We start from the raw sequence: 18,023 nt of genomic DNA on the forward strand, positions 1-18,023 counted from the left end.
CCCGCCGCCCATCCGGCGCGGAGCCCGCACCGCGCCTAGCGTGGATGGCAGGAGGTCGCGTGGCGCGTATCGGCGGTCGCAACACATGGCTGGCGTTCCCCGCCAGCCTGCTCTGCGCTGCCATCGTGGCGGCGCTGCTGTGGCTCTCGCTGCCGATGATGCCCGTCGCGGTCGCCTGGGTCGGCGACTCCCTCCGCAGCGCGACGGCCCGCGCGGAGGCGTCGCCCGCGACCGAGGCCACGGGTGGCGTGGTCGACGCCGGCGGCGGCCTCGACTGCCGTGACTTGTACCCGGACGACCTGTGGGTCGAGCTGGTGTGGACCCCTCAGGCGCTGCTCGCGCAGACCACGGCCCCGCCGGCGACCGGGGTGGCCGCGCTCACGGATGCGCTCGCACCCGTCGTGGAGCGCACCTGCACGTGGAACGCGGACAAGGGCACCGTCACCAGCACCCTCGCCCAGGTGGGCGCCGACGCGATCACGGTCGCGGATGCGGCCCTGCGGGGGCAGGGCTTCGCGTGCACGCAGGCCGACGGCGGCCTCGAGTGCTCACGCACCGAGGGCGACGTCATCGAGGAGCACACGATCCGCGCCGGCCTGTGGCTCTCGAGCGTCGAGACGTCGTGGCATCCGGAGGACTACGGCTCGCGGCTCGCGGCGTTCGTGTGGGGCTGACCCCGGGTCATCAATCGCCGAAGATGCTCTCCGCGATCGCCGCGGTGTAGCCGGTGATCGCCATGTTCGAGTACTGCGTGTCGATCATCACGTCGTCGCGCCAGTAGACCGTCCTGCCGTCGGTGACCGGGTAGACCTCGTTCATCCAGGTCTTCTCGCAGCGGGTGCCCTCATCGGGCGAGTAGCAGGTGAAGCCGTCGTCGGCGAGCTCGTTCATGAGGTCGAGCGCGGGTCCGCGCCACATGCGGCTGATGGTGGTCGCCATCCGGGTCGTGTCGGCACTGGGCTCGCCCCACACGCAGATCAGCGATCCATCGGGCTGCACGCCGTTCGGGGCGAACGCGGGGTCGTTCAGCGGCACGTCCTCGAGCTGGTCGAGCACGTCCGCGCTGAGGATCGCGCGGCAGTCGGTCGGCAGCGCGGCGGACGTCGCCTCCGGCGTCGGGGTCGCACTCGGGGCAGGGGACTCGGCGGTGGCGCTCGGCGAGGCGCTCGGTGCGGCGGCGCTCGCCGGGCTGCTCGACGACGGGGTGGGCGTTCCCGTCGCGCAGGCCGTCAGCGTCGTCAACACCAGGAGAGCGGATGCCGCCGCCCCGGCGATCGTGATCAGTCGCGCCACCTGCCGTCTCTGAGCCATGCCGCCACGATAACCGCGACGCCGTGCCGCGAGGGGAAGGCGGCGCCGAAACAGCGCGGCATGCCTCCCCGGTTCGCGTCCCTCTTCGCGTTACTCTCGCTGTGGCGGGGACGAGCCCTGCGTGAGGAGTGCATCCGATGAGTGATCCCACATCGAGGTACGGCGAACCCGTCGAAGAGCCCACCGAGGTGGACGACGTCGTCGGGCGCGCCCACGAGGGCCTGGCCGACGCCGAGGCCGCCGGTCGCGATGCTGTGGACACCCCGGCCGACGAGGCCGCAACCCCGGACGCCCCTGTCGAGCCCGCCGTCGCAGACGCCGAGCCCGCCGTCGCCGAGCCTTCGGCCGCTGAGCCGGTCGCCGTCGAACCCGTCGCAGACGAGCCGGCCGCCGCCGCTCCCGTCGAGACGGCAGCCGCAGCGCCGGTCGCTGCCGAGCCCGCCTCTGCCGAGCCCGCCTACACGGAGCCCGCCTACACGGAGCCCGCCTACGAGCCCGCCGCCGACGACACGGTCGCGTACGGCGCGACGACCCCCGCGGGCGACTACGCCGCGGCCACGGCCGCCTACGCGACGCCCGGTGAGGCGTACGCAGAGGCGCCCGCCTATGCCGCACCCGCCCCGCAGCCGATCTTCGTCCAGGCGCCGGAGGCGCCCCGTCCCCGCGGCAACCGTGCGGCGGCCGGTGCGATCGGCCTGCTCGCCGCGATCGCGTTCGGCGTGCTGTACCTGGCCGCGTGGTTCGGCTTCGCCGCGATCGACGGCTCGGTCGACCAGGCCAACGCCGTCGACTCCCTCGTCGAGGTGCTCGGCACAGCCGCCTTCTGGGTGCCGGTGGTCGTGTTCTTCCTCGCGTTCTGGCTGCTCGGCGCGATCATCAATCGCGGTCGCTGGGGCGCTTGGGTCATCTTCGGCCTGCTGGTCGGGTTCGCCAGCTACGGCGGGCACCTGCTCGGCCAGCTGTTCCAGGCGCCGTTCTGGACGCTGACCGCCGCGCAGGGCGCCGATCTCGTCGAGGAGCAGCTGCTGGCGCCCCTCGCGATCGCTGCGCTCGTGATCGGCCGCGAGCTGACCATCTGGTTCGGCGCGTGGGTCGCCGCACGCGGCAAGCGCGTGACCGAGCTGAACATCGAGGCGCGCCGCGAATACGAGCGCACGCTCGAGGCGGGCCCGCAGCTCGTCCAGCAGTAGGTGTCCGAGGCGCCCGAGTCCGCAGGCGGCCGGGTCCGCCCGCTCGTCGCGGTCGCATTCGCGACGGTCGGTTTCGTGGCGCTCGTGATCTTCGGACTGGGGATGCTGTCGCTCGCGCTCGATGAGGACGTCATCTCCGTGCCGGGGCTCGGGCAGCTGCCCGGCGTCGTCGCCACGACGACGGCCGCGCTGGTCTTCGCCGGCGGGCTCTGGAGCGCTGTGCGGGTGCCGCATCCGTCCTTCTGGGCAGCGCCCGTCGTCGCGCTGGCCGTCGCGCTCGGCTACGTGGGCGCGCTGTGGGTCACGGCGCTGGTCGTCGGCGCCGATCCCGCCGCAGCGACGGCTGCCGCCGGTCGCATCGCCACCACCGGTTTCGGCGCGATCATCGCCGGTGCCGCTCTCGTCGCCGCGTGGGCGGGCATCGCTCTCGTGCGCACGCGCGCCCGCCGGCCGCGCTGGCCCTGGGAGCGCGACGAGGAGTGAGTCGCCCCTCCGGCCGGACCGACTCGGTCGCCCGGCAGGGCGCGAAAGCCCTGATTCCCCGGCGGATACGGCTACCGTTGACACGTGGAGCGCTCGCTCGAGACGCAGGTCAGCCAGGCGGTGGACGCCTGGCTGCGCTGGCTGCCCCGCTGGGAGCCCGCCACGCACCGCGGTAGGGTCGCCCCCTGCCGCCGCTGCTTCGGCTCGCCCGTGCTCTCGGCCGCCGGCCTGGGGTCCGACATCCCGCACGGTGTGCAGCACGGGCTCTCCACCCGCATCAAGACGATCGTCGACCACTCCGTCGCCGAGTACACCGCGCTGAACCTCCCGATGCTGCAGTCCGAGCTCGACCAGCAGTCCGCCCGCAACCGCGCGAGGAGCTACCGCCCGGCCGAGGGACTGGACCCGGAGTTCGAGGGGCTGCCGCTCGACCCTGAGCCGATGCCGGGAGCGCCCTTCCTGTTCACCATCTCCGGCCTGGCCGAGGAAGCGGAGGCCGCGGTCCCCGCGCTGCCGCCGCTGAGCGACGACGCGAAGGCCGCCCTGCGTCAGGAGGTCGGCCTCGCCGACGACTACGCCAACATGGTCGGCCGCGAGGTCTGCACCATCCTGCTGCACCATCGCCTGCGCATCCAGGCGGCGATCACCGAGTACGTCGAGCCGCAGATCGCGGCGATGCTCGAGGAGCTCACCCGCTCGCTCGATGCGCCCTTCGACCCGAACGAGCCGCCGGCGCCGCCGCATCCCTGACAGGTTTGTTAGCATGGCCGGGCTGGCCGTCCAACGGCGCTGGGGCCCGCCGACACCCGGCGGTGAGACTTCCTGGGGAGGTATCGGGTGGCAACACGCCTGCCGTCTGCTCCCCCCATCCTGCCCGGGCTCGCCTATATCCGTCCGCTCGGCTCCGGCGGCTTCGCCGACGTCTTCCTCTATGAGCAGGACATGCCGCGGCGCAATGTCGCGGTGAAGGTGCTGCCGAGCGACGTGCGCGATCCCGACCTCCGCCGCATGTTCAACGCCGAGGCCGATGTGCTCGCGCACCTGTCCGCGCACCCCTCGATCGTGACCGTCTACCAGGCCGGCATCTCCGCCGAGGGCCGGCCGTACATAGTGATGGAGTTCTGCCCCGGTTCGCTGGCGCAGCGCTACCGGATCGAACGCATCCCCGTCGCCGAGGTGCTCACCATCGGCGTGAAGATGGCCGGCGCGCTCGAGTCGGCGCACCGCGCAGGACTCGCGCACCGCGACGTGAAGCCGAGCAACATCCTCATCACCACCTTCGGCGCCCCGGTGCTCGCCGACTTCGGCATCTCGTCCTCGCTCGTGCAGGCGGGGTCGGACGGGGTGCTCGCCATGTCGATCCCGTGGAGCGCGCCCGAGGTCGTCTCCGAGCAGACCGCCGGCACCGTGGCCAGCGAGGTGTGGAGCCTCGGCGCGACGGTCTACTCGCTCCTGGCCGGGCACAGCCCGTTCGAGAAGCGCGACCGCAGTCAGAACAGCAGGGAGCAGCTGCGACGGCGGATCGAGCGGGCGAGCTACACCGAGATCCCCCGGGCCGACGTGCCGGGCTCGCTGCAGGCCGTGCTCGGCCGTGCGATGAACCGCGACCCCACGAGGCGCTACGAGAGCGCGCGCGCCTTCGCCGAGGCGCTGCGCGAGGTGCAGACGGAGCTCGGCATCACGCCGACGACGCTGGAGGTGCCGGAGGACGAGTGGTCGGCGGCATCCCGTCCCGTCGAGTTCGGCGACAGCACCCTTCGCGGACCGGCGCGCAGCACGCTCGACCGGGTGTCGCGCCGCAAGACGCATGACAGCGGCGTCGCCGGTCTCGCACGTGACGAAGACAGTCAGCTCACCGGCCCCGAGCCCACCGGCAGCCGCACGGTCGCCTGGATCGTGGGGTCCGTGGTGGCGGTCGCCGTCGCCGCGGTCGCCACGGTCGTGACGCTGCTGCTGACGGGGGTCCTGTAGTGCGCAGGCGCACGGCGATCGGCCTCGGCGCGGGGGTCGCGGCGATCGCGCTGGTGGTCGGCATCAGCGTGGTGTGGCCGGGGCTCGACGCTCAGGAGACGCCGAAGCTCGACACCTCGGTGTGGGCGATGCAGACCGGCGAGGGCAGCCGCTACGCGCGGGTGAACACGACGGTCGGCGAACTCGACACCGTCCGCAGCATCAGCAACCCCTCCGGTGTCGTGCAGTCGGCGAACGACGCCTTCCTGCTCTCCGACAGCTACAGCAAGCTCACCCCGATCGATCAGGCGCTGCCGGTGGATCTCGACCAGGAGGCGCTGAAAGCGTCCGAGAGCACGCCTGGCGGCACGACGGAGGTGGTCACCAGCGGTGACTTCGTCGCCTACCGCACCGACACCGGCGCCGTGCACGTCGGGCGACTGTCGAGCCCTGGCCCCGCGCAGATCGACCCGTTCGCCGACGCCGACGGCGAGGATGCTCCTCAGTACACCGCCGATGCCATCGCCGTCGACCGCCGCGGCATGCTGTTCGCCTACTCCAGCGCTGACGGCTCGGTGCTGCGCTACGACATCGCCGCCAGTGAGGTGAAGGGTCGTGACGAGCTGGCCGACGCCGAGCTGACGACGCCCGTCATCAGCGCGGCCGGAGACGACTGGGTGCTCGTCGACGCGGAGGACGGCGACGTCTGGGTGCGCGGATCGGACGGCGCGGGCGCCGCCGCGGGCACGGCGGGCACGGCAGGCACGGTGGTGGCGGGGGAGCCCGATCCGGACGGCGACGTCGTGTACTTCGCGACCGAGACCGGGCTGGTGCGGATCTCCACCGACGGCGAGGACATCACGACCGTGGTGGGGGCGGGGACGACGGTCATCGGCGAGCCGGCCAAGCCGGTCGTCTTCGACGGCGAGACCTATGCCGCCTGGCTGCCGCCCGGCGAGGGCGACGGCGTGCTCTGGAGCGCGTCCGGCGGCCAGATCGACCTCGGCTACGGCGGGCGCGCGCTCGGCGACGAGCGCCGCCCCGCGTTCGTGGCCAGCGACGATGCGATCATCCTCAACGAGACGCGCAGCGGCTGGGTGTGGACCGTGCCGGACGGCGCGCTCGTCGAATCCAGCCTGGACTGGACGCTGGACGACCAGACGAACCCCGACACGGAGCCGAGCGAGGAGCAGCTCGACGTGCAGATCGACCCGAAGCCGCCGATCGCGGTCGCCGACGACTTCGGCGTCCGCGAGGGCAGCCTCGTGACCCTGCCGGTGCTCATGAACGACCACGATCCGAATCTCGATGTGCTGAGCATCGATCCGACCTCGGTGACCGGTCTGGACCCCGGCTTCGGCACGGTCACGCTCACAGACGACAGCCAGCGCCTCGCGGTGCGTGTGGAGCCGGGCGCCACCGGCTCGGCGACGTTCTCGTACACGGTCACCGACGGCACCGCCGCGGACGGCCTGCTGTCCGAGCCGGCGACGGTGACGCTGACCGTCTCGCCGGATGCGGCAGGCAGCGCCCCCGAGTGGTGCGGCGTCGAAGCGTGCCAGCTCGAGTGGCCGAAGCCCGAGGTCGAGCGTGGCGGCACCGTCACGGTGCCCGTGCTCCCCGGGTGGGTCGACCCGGACGGCGACCCGCTGCTGCTCCTGTCCGTGCAGAACACCACCGACGTCGGCACGGCCGCCGCGACGCCCACCGGCGAGGTCGTGTATCAGCACAGCGACGACGGCAGCGGCGGCGAGGAGCTCATCGAGCTGGCGGTCACGATCGCCGACACGACCGGCGACACGACGACGAAGATGCTGACGATCCGCGTGAGCGCCGAGCCGGAGCTCACCGTGCAGTCCTTCGCCGTCGTGGACTCGATCGACTCGGAGCTCACTGTCGACGTCGCCGACCATGTCACCGGCACGGCGGGGCAGGTCACGCTCGAGGCCGCTCGTGTGCTCGACGATGCCGAGGCGACCGCGACGGTGGTGAGCGGGACGACCTCGTTCGACTTCAGTGCGACGACGCCCGGCACGTATCGGGTCGGCTTCACGGTGCGCGGCGTCGCAGACGAGCAGACCGGCACCGCACGCATCACCCTGCTGCCGAGCGACGCCTCGGCGCAGCTGGCCACCTCGCCGGTCATCGCCTTCGTGCGCCCGCAGGAGGACGCGACCCTCGACGTGTTCACGGCGGTGTCCAATCCGACCGGGCGCGTGCTGCTGCTCAGCGACGTCACCGCGCGCGCGGATGACGGCGCCACACTGTCGGTGGATGCGGTCGGCCAGAACCATCTGCGCGTCTCCGGCTCGACCGAGACCGGTGCATCAGGCCGGCTCGGGACCGTGAGCTACACCGTCAGCGACGGCACCTCCGACCGGGGGTCGCAGGTCGCGGGAGAGGCCACGGTCTACCTCCTGCCGGAGGCTCCGGAGCTCGCCCCGATCGCGGTCGACGACCGGGTCGTCGTGCGCGCCGGGTCGCAGATCGACATCCCGGTGCTCGACAACGACATCGCGCCCTCCGGGGGCAAGCCTGCGCTCAACCCCGCCGCGGTGACCTCCTCCAGCCCCGATGCCCTGGCGTTCGCCTCCGGCGACGTCGTGCGGTACCTCGCGCCCACCGAGCCGGGCGACTACGACGTCGTCTACTCGGTCTACACGATCGGCGCTCCGACCCTCGCGGCGACCGCGACGGTACGGCTGCAGGTGCTCGCCGACGACGCCAACCGTGCGCCACTGCCCGAGACGCTCGAGGGGCGCGTGCTCAGCGGCCAGTCCACCGTCATCGAGTTCGACGGGTTCGGCATGGACCCGGACGGCGACGTCGTGAGCCTGTCGCGCATCGAGAAGCAGCCCGAGCAGGGGGCGGCGACGATCGCGGCGGACGGCGAGTCGATCAGCTACACGAGCGTGCCGGGCCAGAGCGGCCAGGTGAGCTTCCGCTACCGGGTCGTCGACGCGTTCGGCAAGACCGGCGTCGGCACGGTGCGCATCGGCGTCCTCGACGCCGACTCGAATCCCAGCCCCGTGACCTTCACCGACTACGTGCAGGTGCAGGCCGGCCAGGACAACGAGGTGCGGGTGAGCCCGCTCGCCAACGACGTCGACCCGACCGAGAACAAGCTCAGACTCACCAGCGTCCGCCCCGACACGCCCGCGACGCTCGCCGAGGGCGAGCCCAATCCCGAGTACCAGCGGCTCGATGACCGGATCGTCTCCGCGAGCGAGGACACCGTGGTGATCGCGGCGGGCACGGAGCCGACCACGATGTCGTTCCTGTACGACGTCGAATCCGGGTCGGGCAACACCGGTCGCGGCCTGATCGTCGTGCGGGTGGTGCGCGAGAGCGTGCCCGACTACCCGATCGTCGCCGACACGCTGCTGACCTCCGAGTCGCGCGAGGACTTCCCCTCCGGAGTCGACGTCCTCCAGGGCAAGGTGTCGTGGTCCGGTGGTGAGACCGACAGCCTCGAGGTGTCGCTCTGGGGAGACCCGCCGGGCGTCGATGTCGCCGGGTGGGACATCAGCGGAGCGCTCCCCGAGACGACCCGCATCATCCCGTTCGCCGTCACGGGAACGGGAGTCTCCGGTGACGTCACGACCTACGCGTTCCTGCGGGTGCCCGGCGACGACGACCTCACCCTCTCGCTCCGGCAGACCACCCCGGTGGAGGTCGCCGAGCTCGAGTCGGTCACGTTCGACATGGCCGATCTGGTCGCCCGCCCGAGCAGCGCCGACATCCAGGTCGGCTCGGCGGTGCGCGCATCCGGCGCCCGCGAGGCCGCCGTGTGCAAGCCGGACGGCGGCACCACCGTGCGCTACGACGCCGGTGAGGGTGCGCCGTGGGCGGACGCCTGCCAGGTCCCCGTACGGGTCGTGGGGGAGAAGGACTGGACCTACCTCTCCGTTCCGATCGAGGTCGTCGCCCTCGACCCGCAGCCGGAGCTGAAAGCGGCGTCGCTGACAGTCGGCCCCGGCGAGACCACCACGTTCGACCTGCGCTCGATGACGTCCTGGCAGCTCGGACGCGAGGACTGGGATGACATCGCCTACGCCGTCGACGGCGGGGAGTCGTCCTTCGACGCGACGCTGGACGGCTCGGTCCTCACGGTCACCGGGCACGATGACGCGGTTCCGGGGGCGGAGGACGTCGCGATGGTGTCGGTGACGAGCCACACCGCGGTCAGCCCGGTGCGGCTCATCCTGCGGGTCGGGGCGGCGCCGTCGACCCTCCCCAAGGGCGGTTCCGTGACCGAGCAGTGCTCGCAGGCGTCTGGCTCGTCGTGCTCGATCACCGTCGTCGGGGCATCGGGCGAGATAAATCCGCTGCCGCGCACCCCGCTCGAGGTCGTGGGCGTCGAGCCGTCCGGCGCGTGCGTCGGGGTGAGCTTCGAGGTCGCCTCCGCGGCCGCCGTGACGGCATCCTGGACGGGCGAGGCGCCGGGCGCGACCTGCTCCGCGACCTTCTCCGTGCGCGACGCGCAGGGGCGCAGCACCAACGCGGAGCGCAACGGGCGCATCCTGCTCGACCTGCAGGGCTACCCGAAGGCTCCGGCGAGCATCGCCCAGACGGCCTACGCGGATGGATCGCTGACCCTGCGTGTCGCACCGGGTCAGGCGTCGCAGGCCTATCCCGGGCTGACCGGCTTCATCGTCCGCGAGGGGGCGGAGGTCGTCGCCGAATGCACCGCCGCGGGGGTCTGCCCGGCGATCGACTCGCCCAACGGCGAGCAGCGCGAGTTCACCGCGGTGGCGGTCAACGACGTCGGCGAGTCCAAGGGCAGCGTCCGCACCGTGGCGTGGGCGTACAACCCGCCCGCCAAGCCCGGCCCGATCACGGTCACGCCCGTGGTGACCGCTGACGGAGCAGGCGGCGTCGTCGCGCTGACCATCGACGGCGTCGACGCCGGCCAGACCGGCAGCCTCGAGATCGCGAGCGAGAGCGGCGAGACCGTGCGGGTCGCCGTGTCGCGCGGGCAGACCAGGGTGGACGTGCCGTCGTTCCGGGTCGGCAGCAACTCCTCGACCCGCATCGCGGTGACGCCGGCCTCGCGCTTCGAATTCCCGCCCGGCCTGCCCGGCAGCCAGACCGGCGAGACGGCCATCGCGTGGGGCAACGGCGTCGGCACGCCGCTCGACCTGCGACTGGCGCTGAGCTCGTCATCCAACGGCGACGGCACCTCGACCATCTCCGCGACGGCGAGCGCCACCCCCAACGGAGACGGGTCGACCCTCCGGTTCGGCATCGTCCAGGACGGGCGTGCCTGCGTCGTCGGCGCCGAAGGAGAGCGGTCGGTCACCTTCGGGCCGCTCGCGGACGGCGAGGAGTACGCCTTCGTCGCCTGCGCGGAGTCGTGGGTCGACGGACGCTCCTTCGGGCACGTCGAGGTGCGCGACTCGCAGCGCGCGGAGCAGAGCAGGGACGCGCCGCAGGGCTGGACGTTCGTGGTGCGCCCCACGCCGAACGTGTACAGCGGCCGGGCCGAGTGGGTCATCGCCGACGAGCCCACCTCGCCCGAGCGCCCGCCCCGCAACAACCGCGTGGAGTTCCAAGGCAGCATCCCGTCGAACGTCTTCGGCAGCGACCCCAGGATCGACGTGCGGTACGTCCACCGCGTCTGGGGCACCGCGACCCCGTGGGCGGCCGTCGTCCCGGCGGCAGGCAGCGCGCCCTATCAGGTGCAGGCCAGCTGGCGGGCCGGAGTGTGCCGCGGTGGCGACGCGCTCGAGCTGATCCAGAGTTCGACGGGCAACCAGGCGACCGTGAGCTTCGACCCCTCGACCCTCCAGTACCTCGATGCCGCCGGTGCCGTCGTGCCGCACGAGGCTGGCACGTGGACCGTGCCCGTGGGCGCCGTGACCGTGACCGGCATCGGCGTCACGGTCAGCTGGGCGAACACCGGCTGGAACCTGGCCGCGACCGACCGCCAGACCCTGTCGGCGGACTGCGACCCCAACAACCCCGCGCCCGCAGAGCCCGCCCCGTGACCGCCCCCCGACACGCAGAGGACACCATCGCATGACCATCACCCAGGAGCAGGCCACCTGGTTCGCGCAGACGTTCGGCCAGATCGCCGACAACGTCGAGCGCGCCGTGCTCGGCAAGCGTCACGTCGTCGACCTCGTGCTGACCGCGATGCTCAGCGACGGGCACGTGCTGCTCGAGGACGTGCCCGGCACGGGCAAGACCTCGCTCGCCCGCGCGCTCGGGCAGTCGGTGCAGGGCACGAACACGCGCATCCAGTTCACGCCCGACCTGCTGCCCGGCGATATCACGGGCATCACCGTGTACGACCAGAAGACGGGCACGTTCGAGTTCCACGCAGGGCCGATCTTCGCGAACATCGTCCTCGCGGACGAGATCAACCGGGCGAGCCCGAAGACCCAGTCCGCGCTGCTCGAGGTGATGGAGGAGGGCCGCGTCACCATCGACGGCGTCACCCGCCCCGCAGGCGACCCGTTCCTGGTCCTCGCCACCCAGAACCCGGTGGAGCAGGCCGGCACGTACCGCCTGCCCGAGGCGCAGCTCGACCGGTTCATGCTGCGCACCTCGATCGGGTACCCCGATCACGCCGCGACGGTCCGCATCCTCGACGGAGCCGCCGTCGCGACGGCCGATCTCGTCCCGATCATCACCCCCCAGGCGCTCGCCGGCATGGCGGACCTCGCGGCCGGCGTCTACGTCGACGCGCTCGTCCTCGACTACATCGCGCGGCTCGTCGATGCCACCCGGTCGGCCGACGAGGTGCGGCTGGGCGTCAGCATCCGCGGCGCGCTCGCCCTGACCAGGGCGACGCGCACCCGCGCCGCCTCGCAGGGACGCACGTATGCGACACCCGACGACGTGAAGACCCTCGCGGTGCCCGTGCTCTCGCACCGGCTCATTCTGCACCCGGAGGCCGAGTTCGACGGCGTCACCCCCGAGGCAGTCGTCGGCCAGGTTCTGCTCGACGTCGCGCCGCCCAGCAGACGCGAGGCCGAATGAGCCTGACCGAGTCCCGCCTCACCCGCACATCCGCATCGACCGGCGCCGCCGGCTCGAGCGGTGCGGGCGCGACCACCCGCACCCAGGTGACCTCCACGCGAGGTCGCCGGCTGGTGCGTGCGGTCGTGTGGTGGACGCAGGCCTCCCGCGCCGTGCGGGCCGCCATCGCGGCGGCCGCGCAGTGGGCGTCGGACACCGTGCGCCCGGCCGGTGCGCTGATCGCGGTCGTCGCGACGGCCGGCCTGCTGACGGGCATCGTGTTCGGCTGGGTGGAGTGGATGGTCGGCGGTGCCATCGCAGTGCTGCTCCTGCTGATGAGCATCCCGTTCCTGTTCGGCTCACGCGCGTACGAGGTGGACCTCACGGTCGCGCACGAGCGCATCACCGCCGGCGAGGGTGTGACCGGCGAGATCGTGGTCCGCAACGACGGCGACCGGGTCGCCCTCCCCGGCCGCCTCGACATCCCGGTGGGCGCGGGGCTGGTCGAGTTCGGCGTGCCGCTGCTGCGCCCCGGCCACACCATCGCGCAGCCGCTCGACATCCCGAACCTCCGCCGCGGCGTCATCACCGTCGGCCCGGCCACGACGGTCCGCAGCGACCCGATCGGGCTGCTGCGCCGCGAGCACGCCTTCGACGACGTGCACCAGCTGTACGTGCACCCGCGCACGGTCGCGGTGCCCACCACCAGCGCAGGGCTCATCCGCGACCTGGAGGGCAACCCGACCAGGCGGCTGGTCGACGCCGACATGTCGTTCCACGCGATCCGCGAGTACGCGCCAGGCGACTCCCAGCGCCAGGTGCACTGGAAGTCCACGGCCAAGACCGGCCAGCTCATGGTGCGGCAGTACGAGGAGTCGCGCCGTTCCCGGATGGCGATCGTGCTGGGCTCCGCGCAGTCCGAGTACGCCGACGCCGACGAGTTCGAGCTCGCCGTCAGCTGCGCCGCCTCGCTCGGGCTGCGGGCCGTGCGCGACGCGCGCGACATCGACATCGTCACGGGCTCCGAGATCCCCCGTGTGGTCCGCGGCCGCCTCCGCGCGATCCAGCATGTGCCGGCAGCATCCCCCCGGACCATGCTCGACGGGTTCAGCGGCGTCGAGCAGTACGAGTCGACCATGCCCATCGAGGACATCTGCCGCCTCGCCGCCGAGGCCAACGAGCGGCTGTCCATCGCGTTCGTCGTCGTGGGTTCGACGGTGACGCTCACCCGCCTGCGGCAGGCCGCGCTCGGGTTCCCCGCCGACACCGCGGTGGTCGGCGTGATCTGCGATGAGCGCGCCCACCCCCGGATGCAGGCGATCTCGGGCATGAGCGTGCTCACGGTCGGCGTGCTCGAGGACCTGGCCGGGCTCCTGCTGCGCGGAGCGACCTCGTGAGCGCCGCCCTGCCACCCGTCGCGCCCGAGCCCGAGCGCGTCCTGCTCGTGCCCCGCGTCGTCGCGGGCTCGCTGTTCGTCGCCCTGACCGTGCTGACTGCGGCGGTCGCCGCCTGGCCGATATACCGGTCGTGGTGGTTCGTGCTGCTGGTCGGCGTCGCGACGATCGTCGCCGTCGCGATCGCCGCCTTCGCGTGGTGGCGCCGCTGGGCGATCTGGCGGGTGCTGCTCGTCGTGACCGTGGCCTTCTTCGTGCTCGGCATCCCGCTCGCGGTGCCGTCGCGGCTCGGCGGCCCGGCCGATCTCGTACAGGGCCTGGGCGACGTCGCCGCGGGCGCCGTGCTGGCCTGGAAGGACATGCTCACCGTCGACCTGCCGGTCGGCAGTTACCGCAACCTGCTGGTCCCCGCCCTGGTGATCTTCCTCGTCGGCACGTGCGCCGCCCTGCTCCTGTCGTGGCGCCGCGACCGGTGGGCATACGTCGCCGCCCCCGTGGGCCTGTCGATGATCGCCTTCGGCCTGTTCTTCGGACGGACCACCGTGAGTGCGTCCCTCGTGATCGGCCAGATCACCCTGCGGGCACCCGTCGAGACCGCGATCGCGATCGTCGGGCTGCTCACGTGCCTGCTCTGGCTCGCCTGGCGCAGCCGGGACGAACGGGTGCGCGCCCTGCAGCGCGCAGCGGTCTCCAGCGGCGTGCGCATCTCGCGGCGGCCGTCGCGCACCGACCGCCGGCGCGGGGCCCTGGGTGCGGGGATGATCGCGCTGGCGGTGGCGATCGCCGCGATCGTCGTTCCCTACGCCGCGCGCGGCGCCGACCGGGAGGTGCTGCGCTCCGGCGTCGGCCCGGAGATCGATCTGTCCGCCGAGGTCAGCCCGCTCAGCGCCTACCGCGGGATGTTCACCGACGAGCGGGCGGGGGAGATCCTCTTCACCGTCGTCGCGAACGGGACGCCGCCCGAGCGGGTGCGCGTGGCGACCCTCGACAGCTACGACGGGGAGATCTTCCGCGCCGGCGGCAGCGACGCGATCGAGCAGTCCCGCTTCGTCCGCGTGCCCTCGTCGCTCGACGCGGGCGCGGGCGAGCAGGTCGACGTGCAGATCACGGTCGACACCCTCGACGGGATCTGGATGCCGTCGGTCGGCCGGCTCTCCTCCGCGACGTTCACCGGGCCCAGGGCCGCGTCGCTGCGCGACGACTTCTACTACAGCGCGACGGCGCAGGCCGGGGTGCAGACGGCTGCAGGCGGCCTGCGCAGCGGCGACGCCTTCCGGCTGACCGGAGTCGAGCCCGCGCAGGAGGACCTCGCGTCCTTGACGGCGCCCGGCGGGATCCCGGACGACGTGACGCTGCCGGAGAACCTGCGCGCCTGGGTCGCCGCCCACGCCACGGGCACGGACGGGGCCGCGCTCGCCGAACTGGTCGCGCTGCTGCGCTCCCGCGGGTATCTCAGCCATTCGCTGTCCGAGGGCGAGGAGGCGCCGGTGTGGGCCGAGTCCCTCGGCGGCTACGAATTCCAGCCCAGCGCATCAGGTCACTCGCTCGCACGCATCGACCGGATGTTCGAGCGCCTCCTCGACCGCGAGGCCGATCCGCGGGCCCAGTCGTCCGACAACTACGTGGCCGCGATCGGCGACGACGAGCAGTTCGCCGTCGCGACCGCGCTGATCGCGCGCACGCTCGGGTTCCCCGCACGTGTCGTGGTGGGGGTGCGCCTCAGCGCGGACGATCCCGGACTGCGCACCTGCGAGGGCGGTGTCTGCCGCGCGCAGGACCTCGCCGCCTGGACCGAGGTGCGCGGCACCGACGGATCGTGGGTGCCGATCGACGTCACGCCGCAGTACTCCCAGTCGCCGAGCCTGGATCGCACCGAGCAGCGCGACCCGGAGAACGCCACGGAGGTGCGGCCGGATGCGATCGAGGAGGTCGTCCCGCCCGCCCCGCTCCAGGACGACCCGCAGCCGAACGACGAGCAGGACGCGGACGCCGGGCTCGATCTGGCCTGGCTGTGGCCGATCCTGCGCATCGCGGGCATCGCCCTCGCGCTGCTGGCGCTCGCGTTCGGCCCCTTCCTCATCATCATCGGCGCGAAGGCCGGCCGCCGGCGCTCACGTCGCCGCCAGCCCGCACCGGCCGCACGGGTCGCCGGCGGCTGGGACGAGTACGTGGATGCGGCCGTCGACGCGGGCCGCGAGGCACCGCCGTCCGCGACGCGCAGCGAACTCGCCGCGGCCTTCGCGACCGCAGCGGGCGACGTGCTCGCCGCCGGCGCCGATCGGGCGGTCTTCTCGCGCGACGCCGTCAGCGCGGAGGAGGCACGCGCGTTCTGGCGCACCGTCGACGAGGAGCGACGCGCACTGCGACGCGCGTCCGATCCGTGGCGCCGGTTCGCGGCGGCCGTATCGTTGAGGTCATTCGTCCGACACCTCGGGCCGTCCGGCCAGAGGAAACGCCTCTCGGAGAGGGGGAAGCGTCGTCCCGCACGGACGGCGCGCACCGCATGAGCACCTCCATCGACGCCTCGACGATCGTCGCCGTGTGGCTGACGAGCATCGTCATCGGCGTGATCCTCTACGTGTGGGTAGCCCTGGCTCTCTCCGCCGTGTTCGCCAAGGCCGGAGAGGAGCGCTGGAAGGCGTGGGTGCCCGTGCTCAACACGATCGTCCTGCTCCAGCTCGGCGCCTTCTCGGGCTGGCTGGTCCTCCTCGCGCTGATCCCCGTCGCCGGCGCCCTCGCGCTGTGGATCGTGCTGATCGTCGCGTGCCACCGCATCAACCTGTCCTTCGGCTTCGGCGCGGGCATGACGGTCCTCGCCGCGCTGCTGTTCCCGATCTGGGCCTCCGTGGTCGGCTTCGGACCCGCGGTGTGGATCGGCACCGAGCCGGCAGCTGGTCCCCGCCGCGGCGTGCCCCGCGCCGCGGCGCCCGGTGCGTCCGCGAGTCGCACCCCGGCCGCGTCAGCGCCCCCGACCCTCCCCGTCGTGATCCCGCCGCGGCCGCCGATGCCGCAGCCCGCTGCGGACGTGTGGGCGCCGGCTCCGTCGCGCGCAGGCTATCCGGCGGGCGCGGTCGACGAGGACGACGACCTCGAGGGGATCGACGATCCGATCCCGGGCGGACGCCGCGCCGCGCGGGTCATCCCCGACGACGGCCCGACCGAGCTGGCCGACCGGCCCGATCCGTTCGCCCCCGATCCGTTCGCCCCCGCCCCGCACGCCGCGCCGGCGCCTTCCGCACCGGAGCCCCCGGCACCGGAGCCCCCCGCACCGGAGCCGCCCGCCGCGGCCGCCCCGGCGCAGACCTGGGCGGGCTACGACCTGGGCGCCGCCGGTGCGACCTCTGATGTCACTGCCGCGCCGACCGACGCGCCGGAGCCGATCGCCGCGGTGCCGATCCTGCGCCGCTCGACCGCGCGGCCCGCTGACGCGCCCCCGCCGGTGTCGGCCGTCCCCGAAGCCGAGGAGGCCGAGCCCGAGGTCGTCGAACCCTGGGCGCCCGCGCGGTCGCGTCGCGCCGACCCCGACGCCTTCGACGAGTCGTCCGGCTCCGTCTCGGCGATCGCCGGCGCGCCGGTGGCCGGTGCCCCGCGGTCGGCGCAGAGCTCCGTCTCCGCCCTGCACGCCGATCCCCACATCCCGGAGGACGGCGACGACGACGAGACGATCGTCGCGCGCCGTCGCACGGCGGCCTGGTCCCTCGTGCCGCCCAACGGCCCGGCGATCGCGATCACCGCCGACGTCGTCATCCTGGGCCGCAGGCCCCTGCGCGACCGCCAGCATCCGCAGGCGCAGCTCGTCTCGATCGACGACGACACCGTCTCGAAGACGCATGCGCGTCTCGTCCTCCGCGGCGATCGCTGGTACGTGACCGACCTCGACTCCACCAACGGCGTGCTGTTCGCCACCTTCATGGGCACGGACGTCGAGGCCCCTCCGGGCGTCGAGACCGAGGCGGGGGAGAAGTTCCTCCTCGGCGACGCCGAGGTCAAGCTGGTCAAGAACGAGGCATGACCCGCGACCAGGGCGACCCCGACGACGAGACGGTCCGCGTCCGTCGCGGCGCACCGCCGCCCGCCGACGAGACGGTCAGGGTCCGCCGTCCGGCTCCGCCCGCCGACGCGGCGCGGCGTCGCGCTGCGCCGCCCGTCGACGAGGAGGACGACGACGACCTCGAGAAGACCGCGCTGCGCCGGAGCGGTCCGGCCGCGCCGCCCGACGAGGACTTCGAGCTGACCGCGCTGCGCGAGGGCATCCGCATCGCACCCCCCGCGGCCGCCACCACCGCCCCCGCCCAGCGCGCGGGCGTGGGGGTGCCGGGGACGACGGACTCGCTCGACGAGACCGAGCTCCGCCGCACCGGAGAGCCGCCGCCACGGTCGCAGAGCCCCGTCACCACCATCACGCCGCAGCCGACGGGCCGCGGCACGACGGACGCGTCGGCCCCCGCGACGGACGGAGCGGTCACCCCCACCCGCCCCGGCCACGTGCCCGATGCGGAGGCGCTGCGCGCCCCGCTGCCGCCCCGCACGGCCGAGCCCGTGATCGCGAGCCGGGCGCCGGTGCGTCCGGAGCCGTCGGTTTCCGCCGGTCGCGCCGACCATGAGAGTGTGGAGCGCGCCGGGCGTGCCCGTTCGCGCCGCCGCGCGGTGTCGATCGGCGTGGCCGTCGCGGTCGTGGCGCTGATCGCTGCGACGGCGCTCGTGCTGCTGCTGACCCTGACCTGAGGAT

The 18,023-nt window shown here is 73.2% G+C and carries 12 protein-coding genes; 11 read left to right on the plus strand and 1 reads right to left on the minus strand.

All coding sequences use genetic code 11. The features are described 5' to 3' along the window. Positions 1-59: 59 nt before the first annotated feature. The gene (locus Microterr_RS01765; RefSeq protein WP_263796490.1) at positions 60-674 is read left to right on the plus strand and encodes a hypothetical protein; all 615 of its coding nucleotides are present in this window, start codon (positions 60-62) and stop codon (positions 672-674) included. A 10-nt stretch (positions 675-684) separates the two neighbouring features. Here Microterr_RS01765 and Microterr_RS01770 read toward each other — a convergent pair whose 3' ends face one another. Next, positions 685-1,311, minus strand: coding sequence for a hypothetical protein (locus Microterr_RS01770; protein WP_263796489.1), 627 nt, complete (start codon positions 1,309-1,311; stop codon positions 685-687). Between the two features lie 137 nt (positions 1,312-1,448). On the opposite strand from Microterr_RS01770, the gene Microterr_RS01775 reads away from it, so the two are divergent. The 10 genes from Microterr_RS01775 (at position 1,449) to Microterr_RS01820 (ending at position 18,019) form a co-directional block, all read left to right on the plus strand. Continuing rightward, on the plus strand, positions 1,449-2,501 hold the full coding sequence (locus tag Microterr_RS01775; protein ID WP_263796488.1) for an ABC transporter: 1,053 nt from the start codon (positions 1,449-1,451) through the stop codon (positions 2,499-2,501). Next, the gene (locus Microterr_RS01780; protein ID WP_263796486.1) at positions 2,502-2,984 is read left to right on the plus strand and encodes a hypothetical protein; all 483 of its coding nucleotides are present in this window, start codon (positions 2,502-2,504) and stop codon (positions 2,982-2,984) included. 84 nt (positions 2,985-3,068) lie between these two features. Continuing rightward, positions 3,069-3,734 (plus strand): spermidine/putrescine ABC transporter substrate-binding protein, encoded by a 666-nt coding sequence (locus Microterr_RS01785; protein WP_263796485.1) that lies wholly within the window; start codon positions 3,069-3,071, stop codon positions 3,732-3,734. 87 nt (positions 3,735-3,821) lie between these two features. After that, the gene (locus Microterr_RS01790; RefSeq protein WP_263796484.1) at positions 3,822-4,955 is read left to right on the plus strand and encodes a serine/threonine-protein kinase; all 1,134 of its coding nucleotides are present in this window, start codon (positions 3,822-3,824) and stop codon (positions 4,953-4,955) included. After that, positions 4,955-10,924 (plus strand): Ig-like domain-containing protein, encoded by a 5,970-nt coding sequence (locus Microterr_RS01795; protein WP_263796483.1) that lies wholly within the window; start codon positions 4,955-4,957, stop codon positions 10,922-10,924. Before Microterr_RS01790 ends, Microterr_RS01795 begins: the two co-directional genes overlap by 1 nt. Before the next feature lie 31 nt (positions 10,925-10,955). Next, a complete protein-coding gene (locus tag Microterr_RS01800; RefSeq protein WP_263796482.1) occupies positions 10,956-11,921 on the plus strand; it encodes an AAA family ATPase in 966 nt (321 codons plus the stop codon). Then, on the plus strand, positions 11,918-13,297 hold the full coding sequence (locus Microterr_RS01805) for a DUF58 domain-containing protein (protein WP_263796481.1): 1,380 nt from the start codon (positions 11,918-11,920) through the stop codon (positions 13,295-13,297). The genes Microterr_RS01800 and Microterr_RS01805 overlap by 4 nt, the downstream gene beginning before the upstream one ends. Continuing rightward, positions 13,294-15,801, plus strand: a complete 2,508-nt coding sequence (locus Microterr_RS01810) for a transglutaminase-like domain-containing protein (RefSeq protein WP_263796480.1) — start codon at positions 13,294-13,296, stop codon at positions 15,799-15,801. Before Microterr_RS01805 ends, Microterr_RS01810 begins: the two co-directional genes overlap by 4 nt. Continuing rightward, the gene (locus tag Microterr_RS01815; protein ID WP_263796479.1) at positions 15,798-17,306 is read left to right on the plus strand and encodes a DUF5684 domain-containing protein; all 1,509 of its coding nucleotides are present in this window, start codon (positions 15,798-15,800) and stop codon (positions 17,304-17,306) included. The genes Microterr_RS01810 and Microterr_RS01815 overlap by 4 nt, the downstream gene beginning before the upstream one ends. After that, positions 17,303-18,019 carry a hypothetical protein gene (locus Microterr_RS01820; protein WP_263796478.1) on the plus strand — a complete coding sequence of 239 codons (717 nt, stop codon included), beginning with the start codon at positions 17,303-17,305 and terminating at the stop codon, positions 18,017-18,019. The genes Microterr_RS01815 and Microterr_RS01820 overlap by 4 nt, the downstream gene beginning before the upstream one ends. The last annotated feature ends 4 nt before the right edge of the window (positions 18,020-18,023 follow it).

The organism is Microbacterium terricola, assembly GCF_027943945.1.
In the GTDB taxonomy this organism is placed as follows: domain Bacteria; phylum Actinomycetota; class Actinomycetes; order Actinomycetales; family Microbacteriaceae; genus Microbacterium; species Microbacterium terricola.

Excerpts from the sequence above, each read along its gene's own strand:
- Microterr_RS01770 (WP_263796489.1), bottom strand. The coding sequence starts at position 1,311 with ATGGCTCAGAGACGGCAGGTGGCGCGACTGATCACGATCGCCGGGGCG.
- Microterr_RS01775 (WP_263796488.1), top strand. The coding sequence starts at position 1,449 with ATGAGTGATCCCACATCGAGGTACGGCGAACCCGTCGAAGAGCCCACC.
- Microterr_RS01800 (WP_263796482.1), top strand. The coding sequence starts at position 10,956 with ATGACCATCACCCAGGAGCAGGCCACCTGGTTCGCGCAGACGTTCGGC.
- Microterr_RS01805 (WP_263796481.1), top strand. The coding sequence starts at position 11,918 with ATGAGCCTGACCGAGTCCCGCCTCACCCGCACATCCGCATCGACCGGC.
- Microterr_RS01815 (WP_263796479.1), top strand. The coding sequence starts at position 15,798 with ATGAGCACCTCCATCGACGCCTCGACGATCGTCGCCGTGTGGCTGACG.
- Microterr_RS01820 (WP_263796478.1), top strand. The coding sequence starts at position 17,303 with ATGACCCGCGACCAGGGCGACCCCGACGACGAGACGGTCCGCGTCCGT.